21 protein-coding genes are annotated in these 19,632 nt (G+C 31.6%); 10 read left to right on the plus strand and 11 right to left on the minus strand.

Annotation, left to right across the window (positions count from 1 at the left end):
- The first annotated feature begins 43 nt into the window (after positions 1-43).
- Both rpsU and Q0807_RS04670 read left to right on the plus strand, forming a co-directional pair.
- Positions 44-238: a 30S ribosomal protein S21 gene (rpsU, locus tag Q0807_RS04665; RefSeq protein ID WP_299106929.1), complete on the plus strand. Its 195-nt coding sequence runs from the start codon at positions 44-46 to the stop codon at positions 236-238.
- Positions 239-417: 179 nt separating this feature from the next.
- On the plus strand, positions 418-933 hold the full coding sequence (locus Q0807_RS04670; protein WP_299106931.1) for a gamma carbonic anhydrase family protein: 516 nt from the start codon (positions 418-420) through the stop codon (positions 931-933).
- Here the strand turns inward: Q0807_RS04670 and Q0807_RS04675 are convergent, their stop codons facing one another.
- The 9 genes from Q0807_RS04675 to Q0807_RS04715 form a co-directional block, all read right to left on the minus strand.
- Positions 934-1,281 (minus strand): GTPase, encoded by a 348-nt coding sequence (locus tag Q0807_RS04675; RefSeq protein WP_299106932.1) that lies wholly within the window; start codon positions 1,279-1,281, stop codon positions 934-936.
- A gap of 33 nt (positions 1,282-1,314) precedes the next feature.
- Complete coding sequence (murI, locus tag Q0807_RS04680) at positions 1,315-2,094, minus strand: glutamate racemase (protein WP_299106934.1); 780 nt, start codon at positions 2,092-2,094, stop codon at positions 1,315-1,317.
- A 65-nt stretch (positions 2,095-2,159) separates the two neighbouring features.
- Entirely contained in the window at positions 2,160-2,660 is a 501-nt protein-coding gene (locus Q0807_RS04685; RefSeq protein ID WP_299106935.1) for an OmpH family outer membrane protein, read from the minus strand.
- Positions 2,661-2,707: 47 nt separating this feature from the next.
- Entirely contained in the window at positions 2,708-3,820 is a 1,113-nt protein-coding gene (locus Q0807_RS04690; protein ID WP_299106936.1) for an OmpH family outer membrane protein, read from the minus strand.
- Between the two features lie 140 nt (positions 3,821-3,960).
- Positions 3,961-6,540, minus strand: a complete 2,580-nt coding sequence (gene bamA, locus Q0807_RS04695; RefSeq protein WP_299106937.1) for an outer membrane protein assembly factor BamA — start codon at positions 6,538-6,540, stop codon at positions 3,961-3,963.
- Positions 6,512-7,252, minus strand: a complete 741-nt coding sequence (locus Q0807_RS04700) for an isoprenyl transferase (RefSeq protein ID WP_299106938.1) — start codon at positions 7,250-7,252, stop codon at positions 6,512-6,514. Before Q0807_RS04700 ends, bamA begins: the two co-directional genes overlap by 29 nt.
- A gap of 1 nt (position 7,253) precedes the next feature.
- Positions 7,254-7,943 (minus strand): DUF6089 family protein, encoded by a 690-nt coding sequence (locus Q0807_RS04705; protein WP_299106939.1) that lies wholly within the window; start codon positions 7,941-7,943, stop codon positions 7,254-7,256.
- A gap of 110 nt (positions 7,944-8,053) precedes the next feature.
- Complete coding sequence (locus tag Q0807_RS04710) at positions 8,054-8,932, minus strand: NAD kinase (protein WP_299106996.1); 879 nt, start codon at positions 8,930-8,932, stop codon at positions 8,054-8,056.
- A gap of 95 nt (positions 8,933-9,027) precedes the next feature.
- Complete coding sequence (locus tag Q0807_RS04715) at positions 9,028-9,684, minus strand: CBS domain-containing protein (RefSeq protein WP_299106940.1); 657 nt, start codon at positions 9,682-9,684, stop codon at positions 9,028-9,030.
- Positions 9,685-9,774: 90 nt separating this feature from the next.
- Between Q0807_RS04715 and Q0807_RS04720 the strand changes: the two genes are divergently transcribed.
- From Q0807_RS04720 to clpX, 6 genes are all read left to right on the plus strand, one after another.
- A complete protein-coding gene (locus Q0807_RS04720; protein ID WP_299106941.1) occupies positions 9,775-10,488 on the plus strand; it encodes a pyridoxine 5'-phosphate synthase in 714 nt (237 codons plus the stop codon).
- A gap of 78 nt (positions 10,489-10,566) precedes the next feature.
- Positions 10,567-11,331 (plus strand): alpha/beta fold hydrolase, encoded by a 765-nt coding sequence (locus Q0807_RS04725; RefSeq protein ID WP_299106942.1) that lies wholly within the window; start codon positions 10,567-10,569, stop codon positions 11,329-11,331.
- Positions 11,332-11,353: 22 nt separating this feature from the next.
- On the plus strand, positions 11,354-11,701 hold the full coding sequence (locus Q0807_RS04730; protein WP_299106943.1) for a phage holin family protein: 348 nt from the start codon (positions 11,354-11,356) through the stop codon (positions 11,699-11,701).
- 80 nt (positions 11,702-11,781) lie between these two features.
- Complete coding sequence (tig, locus tag Q0807_RS04735; protein ID WP_299106944.1) at positions 11,782-13,104, plus strand: trigger factor; 1,323 nt, start codon at positions 11,782-11,784, stop codon at positions 13,102-13,104.
- A gap of 156 nt (positions 13,105-13,260) precedes the next feature.
- A complete protein-coding gene (locus tag Q0807_RS04740) occupies positions 13,261-13,935 on the plus strand; it encodes a ClpP family protease (protein WP_299106945.1) in 675 nt (224 codons plus the stop codon).
- Positions 13,936-14,060: 125 nt separating this feature from the next.
- Positions 14,061-15,290, plus strand: coding sequence for an ATP-dependent Clp protease ATP-binding subunit ClpX (clpX, locus tag Q0807_RS04745; RefSeq protein ID WP_299106946.1), 1,230 nt, complete (start codon positions 14,061-14,063; stop codon positions 15,288-15,290).
- Between the two features lie 249 nt (positions 15,291-15,539).
- Here the strand turns inward: clpX and Q0807_RS04750 are convergent, their stop codons facing one another.
- Positions 15,540-16,763: a hypothetical protein gene (locus Q0807_RS04750; protein WP_299106947.1), complete on the minus strand. Its 1,224-nt coding sequence runs from the start codon at positions 16,761-16,763 to the stop codon at positions 15,540-15,542.
- Positions 16,764-16,911: 148 nt separating this feature from the next.
- A complete protein-coding gene (locus Q0807_RS04755) occupies positions 16,912-18,426 on the minus strand; it encodes a GH3 auxin-responsive promoter family protein (RefSeq protein WP_299106948.1) in 1,515 nt (504 codons plus the stop codon).
- 142 nt (positions 18,427-18,568) lie between these two features.
- On the opposite strand from Q0807_RS04755, the gene Q0807_RS04760 reads away from it, so the two are divergent.
- A complete protein-coding gene (locus Q0807_RS04760; RefSeq protein WP_299106998.1) occupies positions 18,569-19,360 on the plus strand; it encodes a DUF2797 domain-containing protein in 792 nt (263 codons plus the stop codon).
- Positions 19,361-19,434: 74 nt separating this feature from the next.
- Positions 19,435-19,629, plus strand: coding sequence for a hypothetical protein (locus tag Q0807_RS04765; protein ID WP_299106963.1), 195 nt, complete (start codon positions 19,435-19,437; stop codon positions 19,627-19,629).
- Positions 19,630-19,632 lie beyond the last annotated feature (3 nt).

Consider the following 19,632-nt stretch of genomic DNA (forward strand, 5'->3'; position numbering starts at 1 on the left):
GCCGACCATTTGCAAGAATTAGTTAACAAAAATATTATCGATAATGATTAAAATCGAAATCAAAGAAGGAGAAAATATAGAACGTGCACTTAAGCGTTACAAGCGTAAACACAGAAATGTGCAAATTATGCAAAACCTTAGGGAATCACGTTATTTCACTAAACCTTCTGTAAAGAGAAGAAGACAAATTCAGAAAGCTGAATACATTCAAGGTTTAAGAGACGCTGAAAACGTATAGTTTTTCTCATTTATAAAATTAAGATTAAAGAGTAGCACTTGTGCTGCTCTTTTTTTATGCAAAAAATTATGCAATTCTAAATTTTCATTTTATCTTGATGAATGAAAATCTAGAACCTATCTAATTTAAAATAATAAGGAATCACCGAATAAGATTCCTATTCTCAAACCAATATAATTATGCCTGTAATAAAGTCCGTAAGAGGAAATACACCTCAAATACCAGAAGATTGCTATTTAGCAGAAAATGCAACAATTGTTGGCGAAGTTTCAATGGGAGAACAATGCAGTGTTTGGTTTAATGCTGTAATTAGAGGTGATGTCCATTTTATAAAAATAGGTAATAAGGTAAACATCCAAGATGGTGCTGTAATCCATGCTACCTATCAAAAATCACCAACAACTATTGGTAATAACGTTTCTATTGGACATAACGCTTTAGTACATGGTTGTACAATTAAAGATAATGTACTCATTGGTATGGGAAGTATTATAATGGATGATTGTGTTATTGAAAGTAATAGCATCATTGCTGCAGGTGCTGTAGTAACAAAAAATACTATTGTAAAATCTGGAAGTATCTATGCAGGTGTGCCAGCTAAAAAAGTAAAAGATATTAGTAAGGAACTTATATCTGGAGAAATTAATCGCATTGCTAACAATTATGTAGAATACTCTAGTTGGTTTAAGGACTAATTAAATCCTAGATTTCAACATTTCAATTAATGCTTCTACAGTAGCTATTTCATTTAAAACATCTGGATTTAAAACTGTACTAAGTTGGTTCTCTTCAAGCTTTAGTACTGTTGGATATGCCAATTTCACTTTAGGGAATTTAGCTTCAAATTCGTCTTTGTGATAAAACTCCATATCAAAATGACTTTTATCTCTAAAGTTTTTCCAAGTTGAATTTTCAGAAAAGACATCATGAGTTAGAGTACATAAGCTACACTTGTAAGTTGATGGACTTAAAAGCTTGTGACCAACGTCTAGTAAAGAATTTAATGTTCCTGAAGTCGCATTATAAACAAATAGTAATTTCATACAAACTTAGTGTGTTTAATAATTAAAACCTTACTAGAAATTTAAATAGGAAACATCAAATTTACTATTTAGTATAGTATCTAAAACGCTCACATCACCATTTGAGAATAGCTTTATTCTTGGTTTTGAAACGCTACTATTTAATAAATCATTAGAAGCTAAGACGGATTGTGTTTGTTTTGCTACTGCCAAACCAGAATCTATAATTTCAACCTCACTTGGAAGCATTTTAGATAGCATAGGAATGAGATATGGATAATGCGTGCAACCTAACACTAAGAAATCTATATTCTGCTCTAGCATTGGTTTTAAATACCTTTCTAAAAGTAACTGCATCTGGCCAGAATCTACTTTCCCAGATTCAATTAATGGCACAATACCTTCACCTACTTGTTCAATAACTTTTATTCCAGAAGCATATAAATCTGTCGTTTTATGAAAAAGCTGACTACTTAATGTTCCCTTGGTTGCCAGTATACCAATAGCTTTTGTTTTTGTATTTAAAGCCGCTGGTTTTATTGCTGGCTCAATGCCAATAAATGGGATATTATAGTTCTCTCTAAGAAAATCAATAGCATTTGTTGTAGCCGTATTGCAGGCTACAACAATAATTTTACTTCCCTTGTTAATTAGAAACTCTGTGTTTTTAACACTAAGTTCTACAATTTCCTCTTTAGATTTATTGCCATAAGGTGCATTAACACTATCAGCCAAATAGATGCAATTTTCATTTGGTAAAAGCGCATGAATCTCCTTGAAGATAGATGTACCTCCAATACCAGAATCGAATATGCCAATAGGGTTATTACTCATTGTTACAAAAATAAAAAGTCGCTTAATATTAAGCGACTTTCTAATTGTTTATTTTAAAATTAGGATTACATCCCTAATTGCTTTTTTACATCTGCCATAAGATCTTTACCATCTGCTACAATAAGCATAGCTTCATCTACAACGTATTCAAAACCTTGAGCTTTAGCTACTGCCTTAATTGCATTATCAGCTTTTTCAACGATTGGCTTTAAAAGATTAAATTCTTTTTCTTGCAATTGCTTCTGAGCTTGTTGTTGGTATTGACCTAAACTTTGTTTCATACCTTCAACCTCTTGCATACGCGTCATGTTTTCTTCTTCAGTCTTAGTTTCAGCTTCAGCATTATATTGCTTATACTTTGCATCTAATTCTTTGTAAGAACCTTGTATTTCTGCTTCGTAAGTTTTACCTAACTTTTCAATTTCTGCTTGTGCAAGAGCATATTCTGGCATTGCCTTAATCAATTCTTGCTTATTAATATGAGCAATTTTCCCTTGAGCTGAAGTAAAACTAGTGGCTCCAATAAAAAGTACTGCTGTAAATAAAAGTGTTTTTAAATTTTTCATTGTCTAAATTGTATTTGTGTGTTATAAATTAATAGTTGTTTTTGTTTTTAATCATTCTTCTTTGCTTTCGCAATAGAATCGTTCTTTTTTACTTGTTTCTCACGTTCTTCACGCGCTTTCTTTCTTTGTTCTATAATTTTATCTTTTCTATCTTGTAACGCTTTTTGACGCGCTTCTCTTTCTTTTAATTTCTGTAAGCGTTTAGCTTCTGCAATTTCAGCCGCTGTAACTGGCTTCTTAATACTAGTTGAATCTTTTACTACGCCTCCTTTAGCTTTTGTACTATCTATTTTAATAGATGGTCTTGCCTTACTGGTTGTATCTGTTTCTACAGTTTTTACACTTTCCGTAGATTCCGATTTTTTATTTCTAGCATCTATCGCTTTTTGGCGACGAGCCTCTGCTTCTAATCTTTTTGTTTCTCGCAATTCTTCTTGAGCTTGCTTTCTATCTGCAGCCGCTTTTTCTCTTTCTGCTCGTGCTGTTGCTAATTGCTCCTCTCGTTTTGCTTTACGGTCTTCTAATGCTTGTTGGCGATCATCTTTTGCTTCACTTACTTCGGGCACAACCTCTTCATCCTCTAACTCCTTTCGTTCTTTTTTGTTTTTTACTTGTGAGCGCTTAGATGTCCTAGTTATAGTTCTTAAAACCTGCTCGCTCATATCATAGCGTTCGGCAGAATAAAGCATAACAACATCGGCCGACTTATCAAAAACAAAATCATATTTTTTAGTTTCAGCGATTTCTTGAACTGCTGCAAAAATCTGATCTTGAATAGGCTCAATTAACTGACGCTTCTGAATCATTAAATCACCATTTGGACCAAATCGTTTTTGTTGGTAATCTAAAATTTCAGCTTCTTCAAAAGAAATATCTTCAAAACGTTCGTCATACAATTCTTTAGTTAAAAGCACACTTTCGTTATCGAGTTCTTTCTTCTTTTGCTCAATTGCATTTAATTTAGTTTCTATTTCAGATTTCCAATTTTGAACTTTTTTGTCAAGTTGCGAAGAAGCCTCTTGATATTCTGGTACATTTTGTAAAATGTATTCCGTATCAATATAACCTATTCTAACGCCACGCTGTGCATTTGCATTAAAGCTCAACAACCCTATTATTAATAAAAAAAGAACTTTGAATTTCATCATTTTTGTTTTCATGTTTTGAGACATTTTATTTGTAATACTAAACGTGTTACTCTTTTAGTGCTACTAATCCTCAAATTTAACGAAATATATTCTTAAAAATTTTAACACGCGATGAATTTCTTATTAAGCTATTAGAAAATATCGTGCCAAACTTAAAATTGTTGACCAATTATAAAGTGAGTTTCCCAGTTTTTAACTGTTGCTCCATAAGGAGATTCATCAAACGCATGGCCAAAATCTATACCAAGTAAACCAAAAGCTGGCATAAATATTCTTAAACCAAAACCTGCCGATCGCTGAAGGTTAAATGGGTCAAAATCTTTAAAATTATTAACAGAACTACCTGCTTCTAAGAAAGTTAAAGCATAAATTTTTGCTTGCGCACCTAAAGTAATAGGATAACGCAACTCTAATGAGAACTTATTATATATAGATCCACCATCTGTATCTGATAATGATTGATTAGGATAACCACGTAACTGCACAACCTCTCTACCATCTAAAGAGTAATTTGCTAAACCGTCACCACCAACAAAGAATCTTTCAAAAGGAATTACACCTCTATCATTGTTATATGCTCCTAGGAACCCAAATTCTACACTTGGTCTTAAAACGAATTTTTTAGTTAGTGACTGATACCATTCTGCCTTAAATTTTACTTTATAGAATTCTAACCACTTAAAACGCTCTTGATCAATTTCAGCAATTCTATCAAGATCATCTGCATCTGACGCATCTAAACCATCTCTTTCATCTATCAATGACTTATAATCAACACCATTTACTAATGAATATGGAAACGAAAATTTTGCAGAGACACTAAAACTAGAACCTCCCGTTGGGAAAATTGGATCCACTCTAAGGTCACTTCGACTTAAACCAACCGTATATGAAAGGTTATTAGATGTACCGTCTCCAAATGTAAATAAACTAGTTGTATAGTTATTTAGGTTATAATGTTGAAAGCTTAATGCTTGTGATAAAACAAAATAATCATCTGGCTTAGAAAGCCTAGTAGACAAACCTAAAGTTAAACCTGTAATATTAAAACTTCTCTCTTTATTTGCTCTACCTGTACTTGAATCGTATAAAAATTGCTTAGAGTGCGACAAAGAGGTTGACATTTGGTAAGGTTTTTTACCTCCAAGCCAAGGCTCACTAAATGAAAAACTATAAGTCTGGAAGTACTGACTTGCTTGAAGTCTTAATGCTAAACTTTGTCCATCTCCTCTTGGAACTGGCTTATATGCATCTTTCTTAAATATATCTTTTATTGAAAAGTTATTGAATGACAACCCTAATGTACCAATGAAGCCACCACCACCATAACCACCTTGCAGTTGTATTTGACTTGAACCTTGTTCTACAACAGAGTATTCAACATCTAAAGTTCCATCCACAGGATTTGGATTCTTAATATTAGGAACTATTTGCTGTGCATCAAAAAATCCAAGTTGTCCTAACTCTCTAATTGTTCTAATAATATCAGACTTTTTATATAATTGACCTGGACGTGTTCTAATCTCTCTATAAACAACATGGTCATTAGTAACATCATTACCTACTATAGTAACATTATTAAAATATGCTGGTTTACCTTCTGAAATACGAATTTCCATATCTATAACATTACCCTCAGCACTTACCTCAACTGGATTTATTGTTGAGAACATGTAACCGTTATTTTGGTATGCATTGGTAATATCTTGAGCATCTGGATTAGTATCATCTGCAATACGCTCTCTTAATTCCACGCCATTATAAGTATCACCTTCTTTTATACCTAATAGAAGTCCTAACTGTCTATCCGAATATACTGTATTACCAACAAAAGTAATTTTACCGAAGGTATATTTTTCCCCCTCTTCTACTTTAATATCTAGACTAATTGTTTTTTTATCTAAATAAGAAATAGAATCAGAAATAACTCTAGCATCTCTATATCCATTCTCTTTATAATAATCTACCAGACTTACTAAATCTGCTCTAAAATCGTCTTCGATATATTTAGAACGCTTTAACAAACGTAAAGGACTAAAACTTTTTTGCTTCGTGTTTTTCATTGCTTTACGAAGCTTTTTGTCAGTTATTTTCACATTACCTTCAAAATTAATAGACTTTATTTTTACTTTCTGTCCTTTATTAATATCAATAAGCATATTTACACGCTCTTTTTCAACTGAATCAAGAACCTGTGAAGTTGTTATTTTGACTTTAGTATTTAAAAATCCTTTCTTTCTATATTTATTAGTTAGGTAATTCTTTGTAGTTGCAATGAGGTTTTCGGTAACTTTCGTTCCGGCTTTTAGCTTATTTTCAGCAATAACCTCATCTTTTTTACCCTTCTTAATACCTTCTATAGTTAGATCTTTCAATTCTGGTAAATCACTTAAATTAATTTCTAAATTAGCAGTGCTACCGTCTATATCTGTAACATAAATATCTATGCTACTAAATAGATTAGACTTCCATAAAGTCTTTACTGCATTGGCTATTTTTTCACCACCAACCTGAATTTCTTCATCCTTTCTAAGTTTAGAATAGGCAATAATTGTTTGTGCACTAAAATTAGTGTTACCTGTTACTTTAATCTCTTTGATTAAATAGGTTTCTCCACCTTCAACTTGTGCATTACTGTTAAATGAAATTGTAAAGAGGAATACAGTACAAAAAAGTTTTATAATTGACTTCAATACTGAATTATTAGGTAAGTTGTTCGCTTGTTTTTCCAAATCTTCGTTCTCTGTTTTGATAGTTTATGATTGCCTCATATAAATTTTCTTTTTTAAAATCTGGCCATAAAATATCTGTAAAATATAATTCCGCGTAGGCTATCTGCCAAAGCAAAAAGTTACTGATACGTTGTTCTCCGCTTGTGCGAATAAGCAAGTCTACGTCTGGTAAATTTTGCGTGTAAAGATGCTTATTAATAATTGATTCGTCAATACTTTCAGAAGAAATTATATTATTTTTAACTTTAACTGACAATTCTTTAACAACATTAACAATTTCTTCACGAGAACCATAGCTCAACGCCAAGGTTAATGTCATATTTGTATTATTTTTTGTCTTTTCTATAACTTCTAACAGTTCTTTATGAGCTTTTTTTGGCAAATCATTTAAACAACCAATTGCATTAAGTTTAATACCGTTGTCTTGTAAAGTCTTAATCTCTTTCTTTAGTGATTTAACTAAAAGTTTCATTAAAGTTTGAACTTCTAGTTTTGGTCTATTCCAGTTTTCTGTAGAAAAGGCATATAGTGTTAGGTTTTTAATACCTAGTTCTGCACTGGCTTCGACGGTTTGCCTTACTGATTTGGTACCGTTTTCATGACCAATAGCCCTTATTAAACCTTGTTGCTTAGCCCAACGTCCATTGCCATCCATTATAATTGCAACATGTTGAGGAAGCTTATCTTTATTTATTTGTTCTTTTATGCTCATTTTAAAAATTACAATAGCAAGGTCGTCGACCAAAGGTGTAAGTTAATGTAAATCCGGTAAACATATACCAATCATTATTATTAGTATTCCCAAAACTGTACTGTTCCCTGAATTCTCCATCTGGCACGCTTCCATCTAATTCATCAGAAAATGTATAACGTGCTCCTATTTCACCTGCTAAAATTAAATGATTAGATATATTTGTTTTATAACCCAATGCCATAGGAATACCAAAAGCCCAACTATTTGTATTTTCTGATATAATTTGACCTGTTTCTGAAAAATAAAAATTATCGTGATTGGCCACAGAAATACCCGAATACAAATAAGGTGTACCTTTCATTCCGCTTGTATGCAAATCGAAATCTAAAAATGTAAATTCCATACCTGCAGATATCTCTATTATACTTGTATTAAACTCATAACCACGCTCTACTCTTCTAGCATCATCAGATTTTCCGTCAACACCTTTTAAGTCCGTAAAAATGACAGAAGCTCTAAATGAATGTCTTGGGCTTCTGTTCCATTTTACTAATGCACCAAAAGCAGGTTGATTTGGTGCAATATATTTACTAGAACCAACATCACCAATAAAGTTACTTCCACCAGCAAAGATACCAACCTCATAAATTTGAGCATCAGCAGTATTAATGATAAAAGTACCTAATAAAAAAAGAAAAAAATACCTCATAAATTTTTCAAAGTTTGCAAATATAACAATTCAGAATTTGTGGAACAATTTGAAACAAAATGTATTACAGATTAACTGCTTTTATGGGTATTTATTGTAATAAAATACTATTAGTTACGTCGATCTTCGCCCCAAAGTAATTTTTTTCGGAGTGTTTCTAAAAAGGATTCGTCTAACAACTCTACCATTTTTACAACAAAATCTGCTTTTTTTATGGTTACTATGGTAGAATTAGAAAGTGTAACAATCCTTGAGTCTAATGACATTAAAAATTGATCCTCTCTTCCATTTACTTTCAGTGTTACTGTTGTACTATCTGGAATAATTAACGGACGCGCACTTAAATTATGAGGTGCAATTGGCGTTAAAGCAAAACTCTTTGCGTCTGGCACAATTACAGGACCTCCACAACTTAAAGAATAACCTGTAGAACCGGTAGGCGAAGAAAGTATAAGGCCATCTGCCCAATACGATGTTAAATACTTAGCGTTTAGATGCGTATCTACAGTAATCATAGAAGTTGTATTCTTTCTACTTATCGCTATTTCATTTAAAGCAAAATTTGTTTTCAAAATATCTTCGTGTTCTAGATCTGTAGACACACTTAATAATGAACGTTCTGAAATTTTGTAATCACCTTTAAAAATTTCAGTGAGTGCTGTTTCTATATCATCAATCTGTATGGTTGCTAAAAACCCTAAGCGACCTGTATTTATTCCTACTATAGGAATACCCAAATCTCTAACATAGGTTACAGCTCTTAAAATAGTACCATCACCTCCTACACTTATTAATAAATCAAAAGTTTTATCTAACGAATCGAATGTTCTAATTGCAGAACTATTCCTAATGGCAGAATTTTGGGTTTTAAGAAATTCGTTTTCAAAAAAAACGTTCGCCTCTTTCCGTAATAATACATCAAGAAGCAGTTCCACCGCTTTCTGCGTGGTTTCCTTAACATAATTCTGACCGTAAATTGCTACTTTCATGCGTTTCTCTTTATTATTTTTCAATGGTCACATGCTGTTCGCTATTAATCATTCGTTTAGATGATAAAATCTTGAACATACTCGTTTCATCAATATTACATGTTTAAGTATTTATCAAGATATTGAGAACGTTCTTTTAAACTTTCAATATAAGAATCGTCTTCATGACCAGAAACAATATTATAACTGTAACGTCTAAAGGTTTGAATAACCTCATTAAGACTTCCGTTACCAATTTTCAGCGTGATTTTCACCAAATCACCATCCATTTTAGAGATAAAAGCACCCAAAAGTTTAGCATCGTTAGATTCTACAATCTGACTTATTTCGCTAAAAGAATAATCATTAATACCTTTTTCTACAATTAAAATCCCACCTGGCTCCGCAAAAAATGGTGTTTCATTAAATAAGTGAATGATATCATTTAGCTCATAATACCCAAGATACTTATTATTCTTATCTAAAATTGGCATTATGTTAGAATCGTTTTGCGCAAAAGCCTCTAGCACATCTAACCAGTTTGTTGTTGGTCTTACATAAAAACCCTCTATAGCATAATTACAATCACTAATTGTAACATTACCCTCAAAACAATGTGTATCTGTTTCAGAAATACAACCCATATAAACATCATCCTTTAAAATAGGAATATGAGAATATGTCAACTGATTAAATAACAATTTTAAATCGCTAACTTTATCAGTTACACTGAGCGGTTTTATATCATTTATTACAAAATTTTGAAGCTCCATTATTCAGTATTAATTAAGGTGCAAATTAATCAAAAATAACCACAAAAAGCGTGCTCTTGTTTGTATTTTTGTAATTCAAAATCTATAATAATGACTAAATTAAGTGTTAATATAAATAAAATCGCAACGCTAAGAAACAGTCGTGGTGGTGATACGCCTAATGTTGTTCAGTTTGCAAAAGATGTGCAGCGTTTTGGAGCGGAAGGGGTAACCATTCACCCAAGACCAGACGAAAGACATATTCGTTACCAAGACGCCTACGATTTAAAATCCGAAGTTTACACAGAATATAATATTGAAGGAAATCCAATTCCTAAATTTATAGACATGGTTTTAAAAATTAAACCAACACAAGTTACTTTGGTGCCAGATGCTGTAGATGCTATTACTTCTAATGCAGGTTGGGACACGCTAAAACATAAAGATTTTTTGATTGATGTAATAAAAGAGTTTAAAAACAACGGAATTAGAACTTCTATTTTTGTGGATCCAGACTTACACCAAATTGAAGGCGCTAAAGTTACAGGCACTGATAGAATTGAACTTTATACAGAAGCCTATGCACATCAATATAGTTTAGGTAACCAAGATGCAATAAACCCTTATATGGAGTGCGCTGGCTTAGCAAACACAATGCAATTAGGTATTAATGCTGGACATGATTTATCTTTAGAAAACATTAAATTCTTTAAAGAAAATATTACTGGTTTATTAGAAGTTTCCATTGGCCATGCCTTAATTGCTGAGAGTTTATACTTAGGCGCTGAAAATGTTATTGCGATGTATTTAGACAAACTAAAATAGCTTAGTTATTACGCCAAAGAGTCGCAATTACACTATAAACACACTATTATTTTGAAACTTTGAAACTAGACTAAAAACATGACACTATACTCAAACATTATAGGCAAAGGAAAACCATTTATTATTCTACATGGATTTTTAGGCATGGGAGACAACTGGAAAACTTTAGCCAAACAATTTTCTGAATCTAATTTTGAAATTCACCTCGTAGACCAAAGAAACCATGGTCGCAGTTTTCATTCTGATGCATTTGATTACGAGTTAATAGCTGAAGATTTAAAGATTTACTGTGAAACTAATAATCTAGAAGATATCATATTATTAGGTCATTCCATGGGCGGAAAAACCGCAATGCTTTTTGCTTCAAAATATCCAGAATTAGTTAATAAATTAATAGTTGCTGATATTTCACCACGCTACTACCCTGTGCATCATGATGCTATTTTAGAAGGCTTAAGTCAATTAGACTTTTCACAAATAAAAACAAGAGGTGAAGCTGACAAAGCTTTAAGCAATTATGTTACCGATATAGGAACTCGAATGTTTTTGCTTAAAAATCTATATTGGGTAGAAAAAGGTCAATTGGGCTTACGTATTAATTTAGAGGTATTAAAAGAGAACGTATCAGAAGTTGGGGAAGCATTGCCTATACATGCCATTTTTGAGAAAGACACTTTGTTTTTACGAGGTGACCGTTCAGAATATATTGCTGAAGCAGATGAAGCACTTATTCATCGTCATTTCCCTAATTCTCATATAATAACCATCTCTAATACTGGCCATTGGTTACATGCAGAAAACCCAAAAGAGTTTTATGATGCTGTAATTAATTTCGTATCTTAGAAATAATTGTAAAACACATATTATGAATCTAATAATTAGACTTTTATTAAATGCATTAGCCGTTTTTGTTTTAGCCAATGTCTTAACAGGTGTTACAGTAGATGGTTATGTAGGTGCAATTATTGTTGCTGTGGTTTTATCCATTCTCAATTTGCTAGTAAAGCCAATTTTAGTGATTCTAACACTACCAATTACCATTATTACTTTAGGGTTGTTTCTTTTAGTAATCAATGCGTGCATTATTCTATTAGCAGACAAACTTATAGACGGATTTAGCGTGGCTAATTTTTGGACAGCCATTTTATTTAGTATCCTACTATCCATCTTACAATGGTTACTTCAATCCTTTTTAAAAGATGATAAAAAGTAACTGATATACAAACGCTTAAAACTGTTGTTGGGTTGCAAAAAATATTGTATTTTTGCAGCCCAATTTTAGTTTCAATAAAAATGAACATTACAAGAGAAAACATCGATGCATTAAATGCAGTTGTAACAGTTGATATCGCAAAGGAAGATTATAGCGATAAAGTAGAGAAAATATTAGTAGATTACCGTAAGTCTGCAAACATTCCTGGTTTTAGAAAAGGTCATGTACCAATGGGAATGGTAAAAAAGCAATATGGTAAAGCTGTATTAGTAGATGAAGTAAACAAATTACTACAAGATGCACTTGGTAAGTATTTAGTTGAAGAAAAACTAGACGTTTTAGGTAATCCTTTACCAAAAGCACAAGATGATTTAGATTGGGATGCTGAGGCCTTTTCTTTTGAATTTGAATTAGGTTTAGCACCAGAATTCGATGTAGAGTTAAAAGGAAAAAAAGCTATAACACATTATAACATTGTTGCAGATGACAAAATGATTGATGATCAGATTGTAAACATCCAAAAACAATACGGAAAAATCGTTTCTCAAACTGAAGTAACAAAAGACTCTGAAATTATAGGTACTTTTACTAACGAGGAAAAAGAAATTGATAATTCTACAATGATTACTTTAGATAAATTAAAAGGAAAAACAAATCCTAAGAAATTTATTGGAGCAAAAATTGGTGATGTTGTAACATTAAAAACAAAAGGATTATTTAACGATGATCACGATTTAATGAATGCTTTAAAAGTACCTCACGATGATGCTCACGGATTAGAAATTGAAGTAAACTTTACAATTACTGAAATTAACGAACGCGAATTAGCAGATTTAGATCAAGAGTTATTTGATAAATTATTTGGTGAAGGAAAAGTTACTTCTGTAACTGAGCTAAAAGACAAAATTAAAGAAGATTCAGAAAAACAATTTTCTCAACAAGGTGATCAGAAATTATTAAACGATGTTACTGAGAGCTTAATTGAAAATACAAAATTCGATTTACCATCAACATTCTTACAGAAATGGATGCAAACAGCTGGTGAAGAAGAAATGACTGAAGAGCAAGCTAAAGAAGAATACGAAAAATCTGAAAAAAGCATGCGTTACCAACTTATAGAAGGTAAATTAATTCAAGACCATAAGCTACAAGTTCAGTTTGACGAATTGAAAGCATATTCTATGGATATGATTAAAGTACAAATGGCTCAGTTTGGACAAATGAATCCATCAGATAAAGAATTAGAAGATATCGCAGCGCGTATTTTATCTAATCAAGATGAAGTGAAACGTATGTCTGAGCAATTGGTAAGTCAAAAATTATTAAACTTATACAAGACTGAAGCAAACATTAAGACTAAAGATATCACTTACGATGATTTCGTAAAAGAATTTTATAGTTAAGCAGTCTTTAAAATAATTAGTATCTTTAAAGCGTAAAACTTAATGGTTTTGCGCTTTTTTTATGGAACGGCTTTCTCTTTAAAAGTTTGTACAATAAGTAGCGTATAATAAGTGTTTTACAAAAGAGAACTCATTAATTAAAAGATTTAAATTTATATGGATTACGGAAAAGAATTTGAAAAATTTGCGATAAAAGACCAAGGAATTAACAGCAACTATTACAGTAAGATAATAGAAAGCATGTATCCTTCTAATATGACGCCAAACATTATTGAAGAGCGCCAAATGAATATTGCCGTTTTCGATGTGTTTTCACGTCTTATGATGGATCGTATCATCTTTTTAGGAACAGGAGTTAACGATCAAGTTGCTAACATTATCCAAGCACAATTGTTATTCTTACAAAGTACAGATGCAAATAAAGATATTCAGATTTACATCAACTCACCTGGAGGATCAGTTTATGCTGGTTTGGGGATTTACGATACAATGCAATTTGTAAAGCCAGATGTTGCTACAATTTGTACAGGTATTGCTGCTTCTATGGCAGCCGTTTTATTATGTGCTGGTGCGGAAGGTAAACGTTCTGCATTAACACACTCCCGTGTAATGATTCACCAAGTAAGTAGCGGAACTCAAGGTCAGTTAAGTGATATGGAAATTGCTTTAAAAGAAACGATTAGAGTTAAAGAAGAATTATATGCAGTTATTGCAAAACACTCAGGAAAATCAATTGAACAAGTAGAAAAAGATTCTGACAGAGATTATTGGATGCGCTCACAAGAAGCTTTAGAATATGGAATGATTGATGAAGTATTAACGAGAAAGTAATTCTAATTACTTTCGACTAAATATTTCTATTTACTAAATTATTTATAATGTCATGCTGAGTAAAATAAAATGTCCATAATATTTAAGACACTTTACTTTACTCAGCAAGACATCAAATTAAAAATATGGCAAAGGAAGAATTAGAATGTTCATTTTGTGGTAGGAAAAAGCCAGAAACAAGCCTCTTAATTGCAGGATTAGATGCCCACATTTGTGATCGCTGTATAGAGCAAGCACATGGCATTGTTATAGAAGAATCTAAACAATCTGGTAATTCAGATTTAAGTGCAGAATTAATGCTTAAAAAGCCTAAAGAAATTAAAGGCTTTTTAGACGACTATATAATAGGACAAGAATACACTAAACGTGTAATGTCTGTTGCAGTTTACAATCACTATAAGCGTTTACTGCAACCACCAACAGATGATGATATTGAAATACAAAAAAGTAATATCATAATGGTTGGCCAAACAGGTACGGGTAAAACATTAATGGCAAAAACTATTGCTAAAATGTTAAATGTACCATTAGCAATCGTTGATGCTACTGTATTAACAGAAGCTGGTTATGTTGGTGAGGATGTAGAAAGTATTCTAACGCGTTTATTGCAGGCTGCAGACTACAATATAGAAAAAGCACAACGTGGTATTGTTTTTATAGATGAAATAGATAAGATAGCACGTAAAAGTGATAATCCTTCTATTACTAGAGATGTTTCAGGAGAAGGCGTACAACAAGCCTTATTAAAACTTTTAGAAGGAACTGTTGTTAACGTGCCGCCAAAAGGAGGTCGTAAGCACCCTGATCAAAAATTTATTGAAGTAGACACTGAAAATATATTATTTATTGCAGGTGGTGCTTTTGATGGTATTGAGCGCGTGATTTCTAAACGTCTTAATATGCAAGCTATTGGTTATAGTTCTATAAATGTAGAAAGTGTAGATAAGGATAATATTTTACAATACATTATACCAAAGGATTTAAAAGATTTTGGTTTAATACCAGAAATCATTGGTCGTTTACCTGTACTAACTCACATGGACCCTTTAGATGCTAAAACCCTTAGAGCTATTTTAACAGAACCTAAAAATGCGATTGTTAAACAATACAAAAAATTGTTTGAGATGGATGATGTTGCTCTATCTATGACAGATGGCGCATTAGAGTATATTGTTGAAAAAGCTATAGAATATAAACTTGGTGCACGTGGTTTACGATCACTTTGTGAAGAAATCTTAACTGAAGCGATGTTTGAATTACCAGGATCTGGTGAAACCAAATTAAGCATTACTAAATCTTATGCTGAAGATAGATTGAATAAGTCAACTTTAAAAAAGTTAAAAGCAGTGTCTTAAACTTTTTTTTTAGACTAAAAAACTAAAAGCCACAATTTCAATTTAGAAATTGTGGCTTTTTATGTTAGGGATCAAATTAATTAATATTGCTAGCAATATTTTTAAATAATTGTAAAAGTTAATAGCACATTAATTTTTATCAAATATAACAGCAATGATTGACGAAAGTACTTATTGAGAATAATATTGGTTAAAACGATTATATCCATCGCTCAACTCATATTAAAAACATAATTTTCGGTTTAAATGCTATTTTTTAACTTTAATATAACTTACTTTAACTTTCTTTGTTGCCATTTTTAGAACTGACTTCTCAGAATATGCATTAGGAGCGAGTTCTTCCTTATAATTCAAATAACCATCCTTCTCTACTACAATTTGATAATAATCATAAGGCTTTAACTTAAAATGATAAGATGCATCAGCACTTGTTATTTGACGCTCTAACTCTTTACCTTCGTCATCTAATAAAACTACAGTTGTATTTGGCAACTTTTTATCGTCTTCTGTAGTAATAATACCTTCTAAATTTTTATAAATCATTTCGGCTTGAACGTGGTACATATTATAAGCATATGTTCTTTTATCTTTATTAGATGAAAAAACACCTGTTTCTCCATTAATTATCATAAAAGCAATCTCATCTCTGTTAGAATTAATTGCTCTTCCTAAATTTCTAGGTTCACTATAGGCAATATTCCTTCTGTTAGAAATGAATATATCATAACCACCTAAACTTCCATGACCTGTAGAAGAGAAATATAATTCTTTATTGTCATCTGTTGTAAATGGGTATTTTTCATTTTTTTCTGAATTAACTTTATCTCCCAGATTGACATAAGCACCTATACTTCCATCTTTATTAATTCTTGCCATGTAAATATCAAATCCACCAAATCCATCTTTCATATTAGATGAGAAAAATAAAAATTTACCATCCGCAGATACATGTGGATTTTCTACTGAATAATCATCACTACTAATAGATAATTCTGTTTCGTTCATCCATTTACCCTGAGAATTCTTTTTTAAATCAGCCTTATATATTTTGTAATTACCTTCACTACCTCTTTCACTTCTTGTGTAATAAATAGTATGCTCGTCTGGAGAAAAAGAAACTTGGCCTTCATTACCTTTTGTATTTAAAATTCTACTAAATAAAAATGGTTGAGAGAAACTATTAGCTCCTTTGACATCTAAACAAAATAAATCAGTATAAGGTTCTTTTGTTTTCGGATCCTTACCAGAACCTAAACCACCAATCTTTTTAGATGATACAATTACTAGTTTATTTCTAAACATTGCACTAGCAATCTCAGAGTAATCTGAATTTATTTTTGAGACTTCAACTTCAAAAGCATAGCCACTTTTATTAAGAGCGTCAACTTTAGTTCGTTTTACAGGATCTGTAATTTCATACAAGCCGTATGCACAGAACATAATTACGCAAAGCGCATGAAAAGTAAATTTCATAATTGAGGGAATAATGGATTAATACATTCTAAAGATACAATTAACCTAAGAAACTGGTCGTACATCAGCACTTATATTGGATAAGCAACACTTTTTTATCGATAAGGTAACGTGAATTACAATTATTTATAGTAGAAATATGTGATTATTAATTATTCAAACGAAGTAATTCTTCTAAATAAACTCTAGAATTAGACAAACGAGGCACCTTATGCTGACCTCCAAGTTTATCGTTATCCTTTAGCCAATCGTAAAATAAGTTAGTGCGTGCACTATGAATTTTAGGCTTATTTAACGTCATGTTATTTAAACGTTTAGCTTCGTAATCTGAGTTCAATGCTTTTAATTCCTCGTCAAATAAAATTTCAAAATTAGACATATCTGCAGGAGGTGTTTTAAACTCAATAATCCACTCGTGAGCACCTTTTTCTTTACCTTCCATAAAAATTGGAGCTGCTGTATAATCTACTATTTCTGCAGCTGTTTGTTTACAGACACTTTTAAATGCCATTTCTGCATTTTCAATTATTAACTCTTCTCCAAAAGCATTTATATGGTGTTTTGTTCTACCTGTAACTTTAATTCTATGTGGACTTAAACTCACAAATTTTATAGTATCTCCAATTTTATAGCGCCATAAACCAGCATTAGTGGTAATTAATACCGCATAGTTAGTATTGAGTTCCACATCACTTAACGGAATAACTCTTTGTTGCAATGTTTTATAGGAATCCATGGGTATAAATTCATAGAAAATCCCATAGTCTAGCATCAATAATAAATCGCTAGAATTATTCTGATCCTGTATCGCAAAGAAGCCTTCAGAGGCATTATATATTTCGTAATATCTAAATTTATTAGAAGGTAAGATTGCTTTATACTGTTCTACGTATGGATCAAAACTTACACCTCCATGAAAATAAACTTCAAGGTTTGGCCAAATATCAAAAAGATTATCTTTTCCTGTTTTATCTAACACGTTATTGAGCAAAACCAACATCCAAGAAGGCACGCCTGCGAGACTTGTTACGTTTTCCTCTATAGTTTCTTCTACAATAGCTTGCATTTTGGTTTCCCAATCGCTCATTAAAGAGACTCTATTACTTGGTGTACTACTAAATTCTGCCCAAAATGGCATGTTATCAATAAGTATAGCGCTTAAATCCCCAAATACAGTACCTTTTTCTTTGTACAATTCTTTACTTCCTCCTAATCGTAGACTCTTACCTGTAAACAACTGTGCATCTTCATTATTATTTAGATACATACACAGTAAATCCTTGCTTGCTGCATAATGGCAATCCTCTAAAGACTCTGTACTTACCGGAATAAATTTACTTTTGGCATTAGTAGTTCCACTAGATTTAGCAAACCATTTTATAGAAGTGGGCCAGAAAATATTTTGTTCTCCATTTCGAGAACGTTCAATTAAAGGTTGAAATTCTTCATAATTAACAATAGGAATACGTTGATTGAATTCTCTATAGCTTTTTATAGAATCGAAGTTATACTTTCTACCAATCTCAGTATCTCTTGCTACTTTTAGCAAGCTAAAAAGCAACTCGTTTTGTACTTCATTTGGATATTTAATAAACAATTCAATTTGATGAAATCGTTTTTTCAAAAACCAAGAAGCAATAGAATTTACAATAGGAATTGGCATGGATAAACTATCTTTACTCGCTAAACGAGATTTAATATTTCAGTTATTGTTTGTAATTTTGAATCTAATATTCTAATATTCATATCAGTCTTCTAAGTTTTATCCTTTTGAAGCTTGAATGATAAAAATACTAAATTCTTTTATGGTTTTTACAGGAGTTCTCACAAAAATGCAAACTGAATTTTCAGACCCAATTCAATACTATTTGGTCTTTGAAAATGATTTCATACAAATGAACCAACTGTTAGACAAAACCATTAGGATTAAACTTGTTGGACACCAATGCTTAAGCTGTAGATTAGATAAGCCTATTTACAGACAAGGCTTTTGTAAAACTTGCTTTTTTGATAAACCATTAGCCGGTGATTGGATTATGAGACCAGAATTAAGTACAGCACATTTAGGTATTGAAGATAGAGACTTAGAATTTGAAAAACAAGTACAACTACAACCACACATTGTATATTTAGCGAACTCTAGCAACGTAAAAGTTGGTGTTACAAGAAAAGGCCAAGTACCAACACGTTGGATTGACCAAGGTGCACATGAAGCGATAGAAATTGTAGAAGTCCCTAACCGTTATTTAGCCGGAATTACTGAAGTTGCACTAAAAGACCATGTTGCGGACAAAACTAACTGGCGAACCATGTTAAAAAATGATATTAAGGATGAAGATTTACTAGAATGGCGACAAAAATTAAAACAATACATTCCTGATGAAGCACAACCTTATTTTATTGAAAACAATACGGAAACACATATACATTTTCCCGTAGAACAATATCCTATAAAACCTAAAAGTCTTAATCTAAGTAAAACTCCAAATTACTCAGGAAAATTAGTTGGCATTAAAGGCCAATATTTAATTTTTGAAGACAATACGGTTTTTAATGTACGTTCTAATGAAGGATTGGTTGTGGAATTGAGCATTTAGTAGTGTTTTAAATAAACTTTGTAACAAAACAAATAAACCAACTACTTATAAAGTGAACATAAGCATTATTAAAAATGAAATTATTAAAGTACACACTTTTAGTTATTGGAATTTTAGGCTTGATTGCATCCATTTATAACTCCTTTTATGAGGAATCTATAACTAACCAATTTAGAGGATTCTTATCTTCATTTCTATTAATTTTTGCTTCATTTAATTTGGATAAATTAATAGATGGAATCAAAAAGTTTAAATTCCCTAAATCTTAATTT

This window comes from uncultured Winogradskyella sp. (assembly GCF_947495255.1).
Taxonomy (GTDB): domain Bacteria; phylum Bacteroidota; class Bacteroidia; order Flavobacteriales; family Flavobacteriaceae; genus Winogradskyella.

What these genes read in the sequence shown, in the direction of transcription:
- rpsU (WP_299106929.1), top strand. Translation starts at nt 44, where the DNA reads ATGATTAAAATCGAAATCAAAGAAGGAGAAAATATAGAACGTGCACTT.
- Q0807_RS04670 (WP_299106931.1), top strand. Translation starts at nt 418, where the DNA reads ATGCCTGTAATAAAGTCCGTAAGAGGAAATACACCTCAAATACCAGAA.
- Q0807_RS04675 (WP_299106932.1), bottom strand. Translation starts at nt 1,281, where the DNA reads ATGAAATTACTATTTGTTTATAATGCGACTTCAGGAACATTAAATTCT.
- murI (WP_299106934.1), bottom strand. Translation starts at nt 2,094, where the DNA reads ATGAGTAATAACCCTATTGGCATATTCGATTCTGGTATTGGAGGTACA.
- Q0807_RS04685 (WP_299106935.1), bottom strand. Translation starts at nt 2,660, where the DNA reads ATGAAAAATTTAAAAACACTTTTATTTACAGCAGTACTTTTTATTGGA.
- Q0807_RS04690 (WP_299106936.1), bottom strand. Translation starts at nt 3,820, where the DNA reads ATGAAAACAAAAATGATGAAATTCAAAGTTCTTTTTTTATTAATAATA.
- Q0807_RS04700 (WP_299106938.1), bottom strand. Translation starts at nt 7,252, where the DNA reads ATGAGCATAAAAGAACAAATAAATAAAGATAAGCTTCCTCAACATGTT.
- Q0807_RS04705 (WP_299106939.1), bottom strand. Translation starts at nt 7,943, where the DNA reads ATGAGGTATTTTTTTCTTTTTTTATTAGGTACTTTTATCATTAATACT.
- Q0807_RS04710 (WP_299106996.1), bottom strand. Translation starts at nt 8,932, where the DNA reads ATGAAAGTAGCAATTTACGGTCAGAATTATGTTAAGGAAACCACGCAG.
- Q0807_RS04715 (WP_299106940.1), bottom strand. Translation starts at nt 9,684, where the DNA reads ATGGAGCTTCAAAATTTTGTAATAAATGATATAAAACCGCTCAGTGTA.
- Q0807_RS04720 (WP_299106941.1), top strand. Translation starts at nt 9,775, where the DNA reads ATGACTAAATTAAGTGTTAATATAAATAAAATCGCAACGCTAAGAAAC.
- Q0807_RS04725 (WP_299106942.1), top strand. Translation starts at nt 10,567, where the DNA reads ATGACACTATACTCAAACATTATAGGCAAAGGAAAACCATTTATTATT.
- Q0807_RS04730 (WP_299106943.1), top strand. Translation starts at nt 11,354, where the DNA reads ATGAATCTAATAATTAGACTTTTATTAAATGCATTAGCCGTTTTTGTT.
- tig (WP_299106944.1), top strand. Translation starts at nt 11,782, where the DNA reads ATGAACATTACAAGAGAAAACATCGATGCATTAAATGCAGTTGTAACA.
- Q0807_RS04740 (WP_299106945.1), top strand. Translation starts at nt 13,261, where the DNA reads ATGGATTACGGAAAAGAATTTGAAAAATTTGCGATAAAAGACCAAGGA.
- clpX (WP_299106946.1), top strand. Translation starts at nt 14,061, where the DNA reads ATGGCAAAGGAAGAATTAGAATGTTCATTTTGTGGTAGGAAAAAGCCA.
- Q0807_RS04750 (WP_299106947.1), bottom strand. Translation starts at nt 16,763, where the DNA reads ATGAAATTTACTTTTCATGCGCTTTGCGTAATTATGTTCTGTGCATAC.
- Q0807_RS04755 (WP_299106948.1), bottom strand. Translation starts at nt 18,426, where the DNA reads ATGCCAATTCCTATTGTAAATTCTATTGCTTCTTGGTTTTTGAAAAAA.
- Q0807_RS04760 (WP_299106998.1), top strand. Translation starts at nt 18,569, where the DNA reads ATGGTTTTTACAGGAGTTCTCACAAAAATGCAAACTGAATTTTCAGAC.
- Q0807_RS04765 (WP_299106963.1), top strand. Translation starts at nt 19,435, where the DNA reads ATGAAATTATTAAAGTACACACTTTTAGTTATTGGAATTTTAGGCTTG.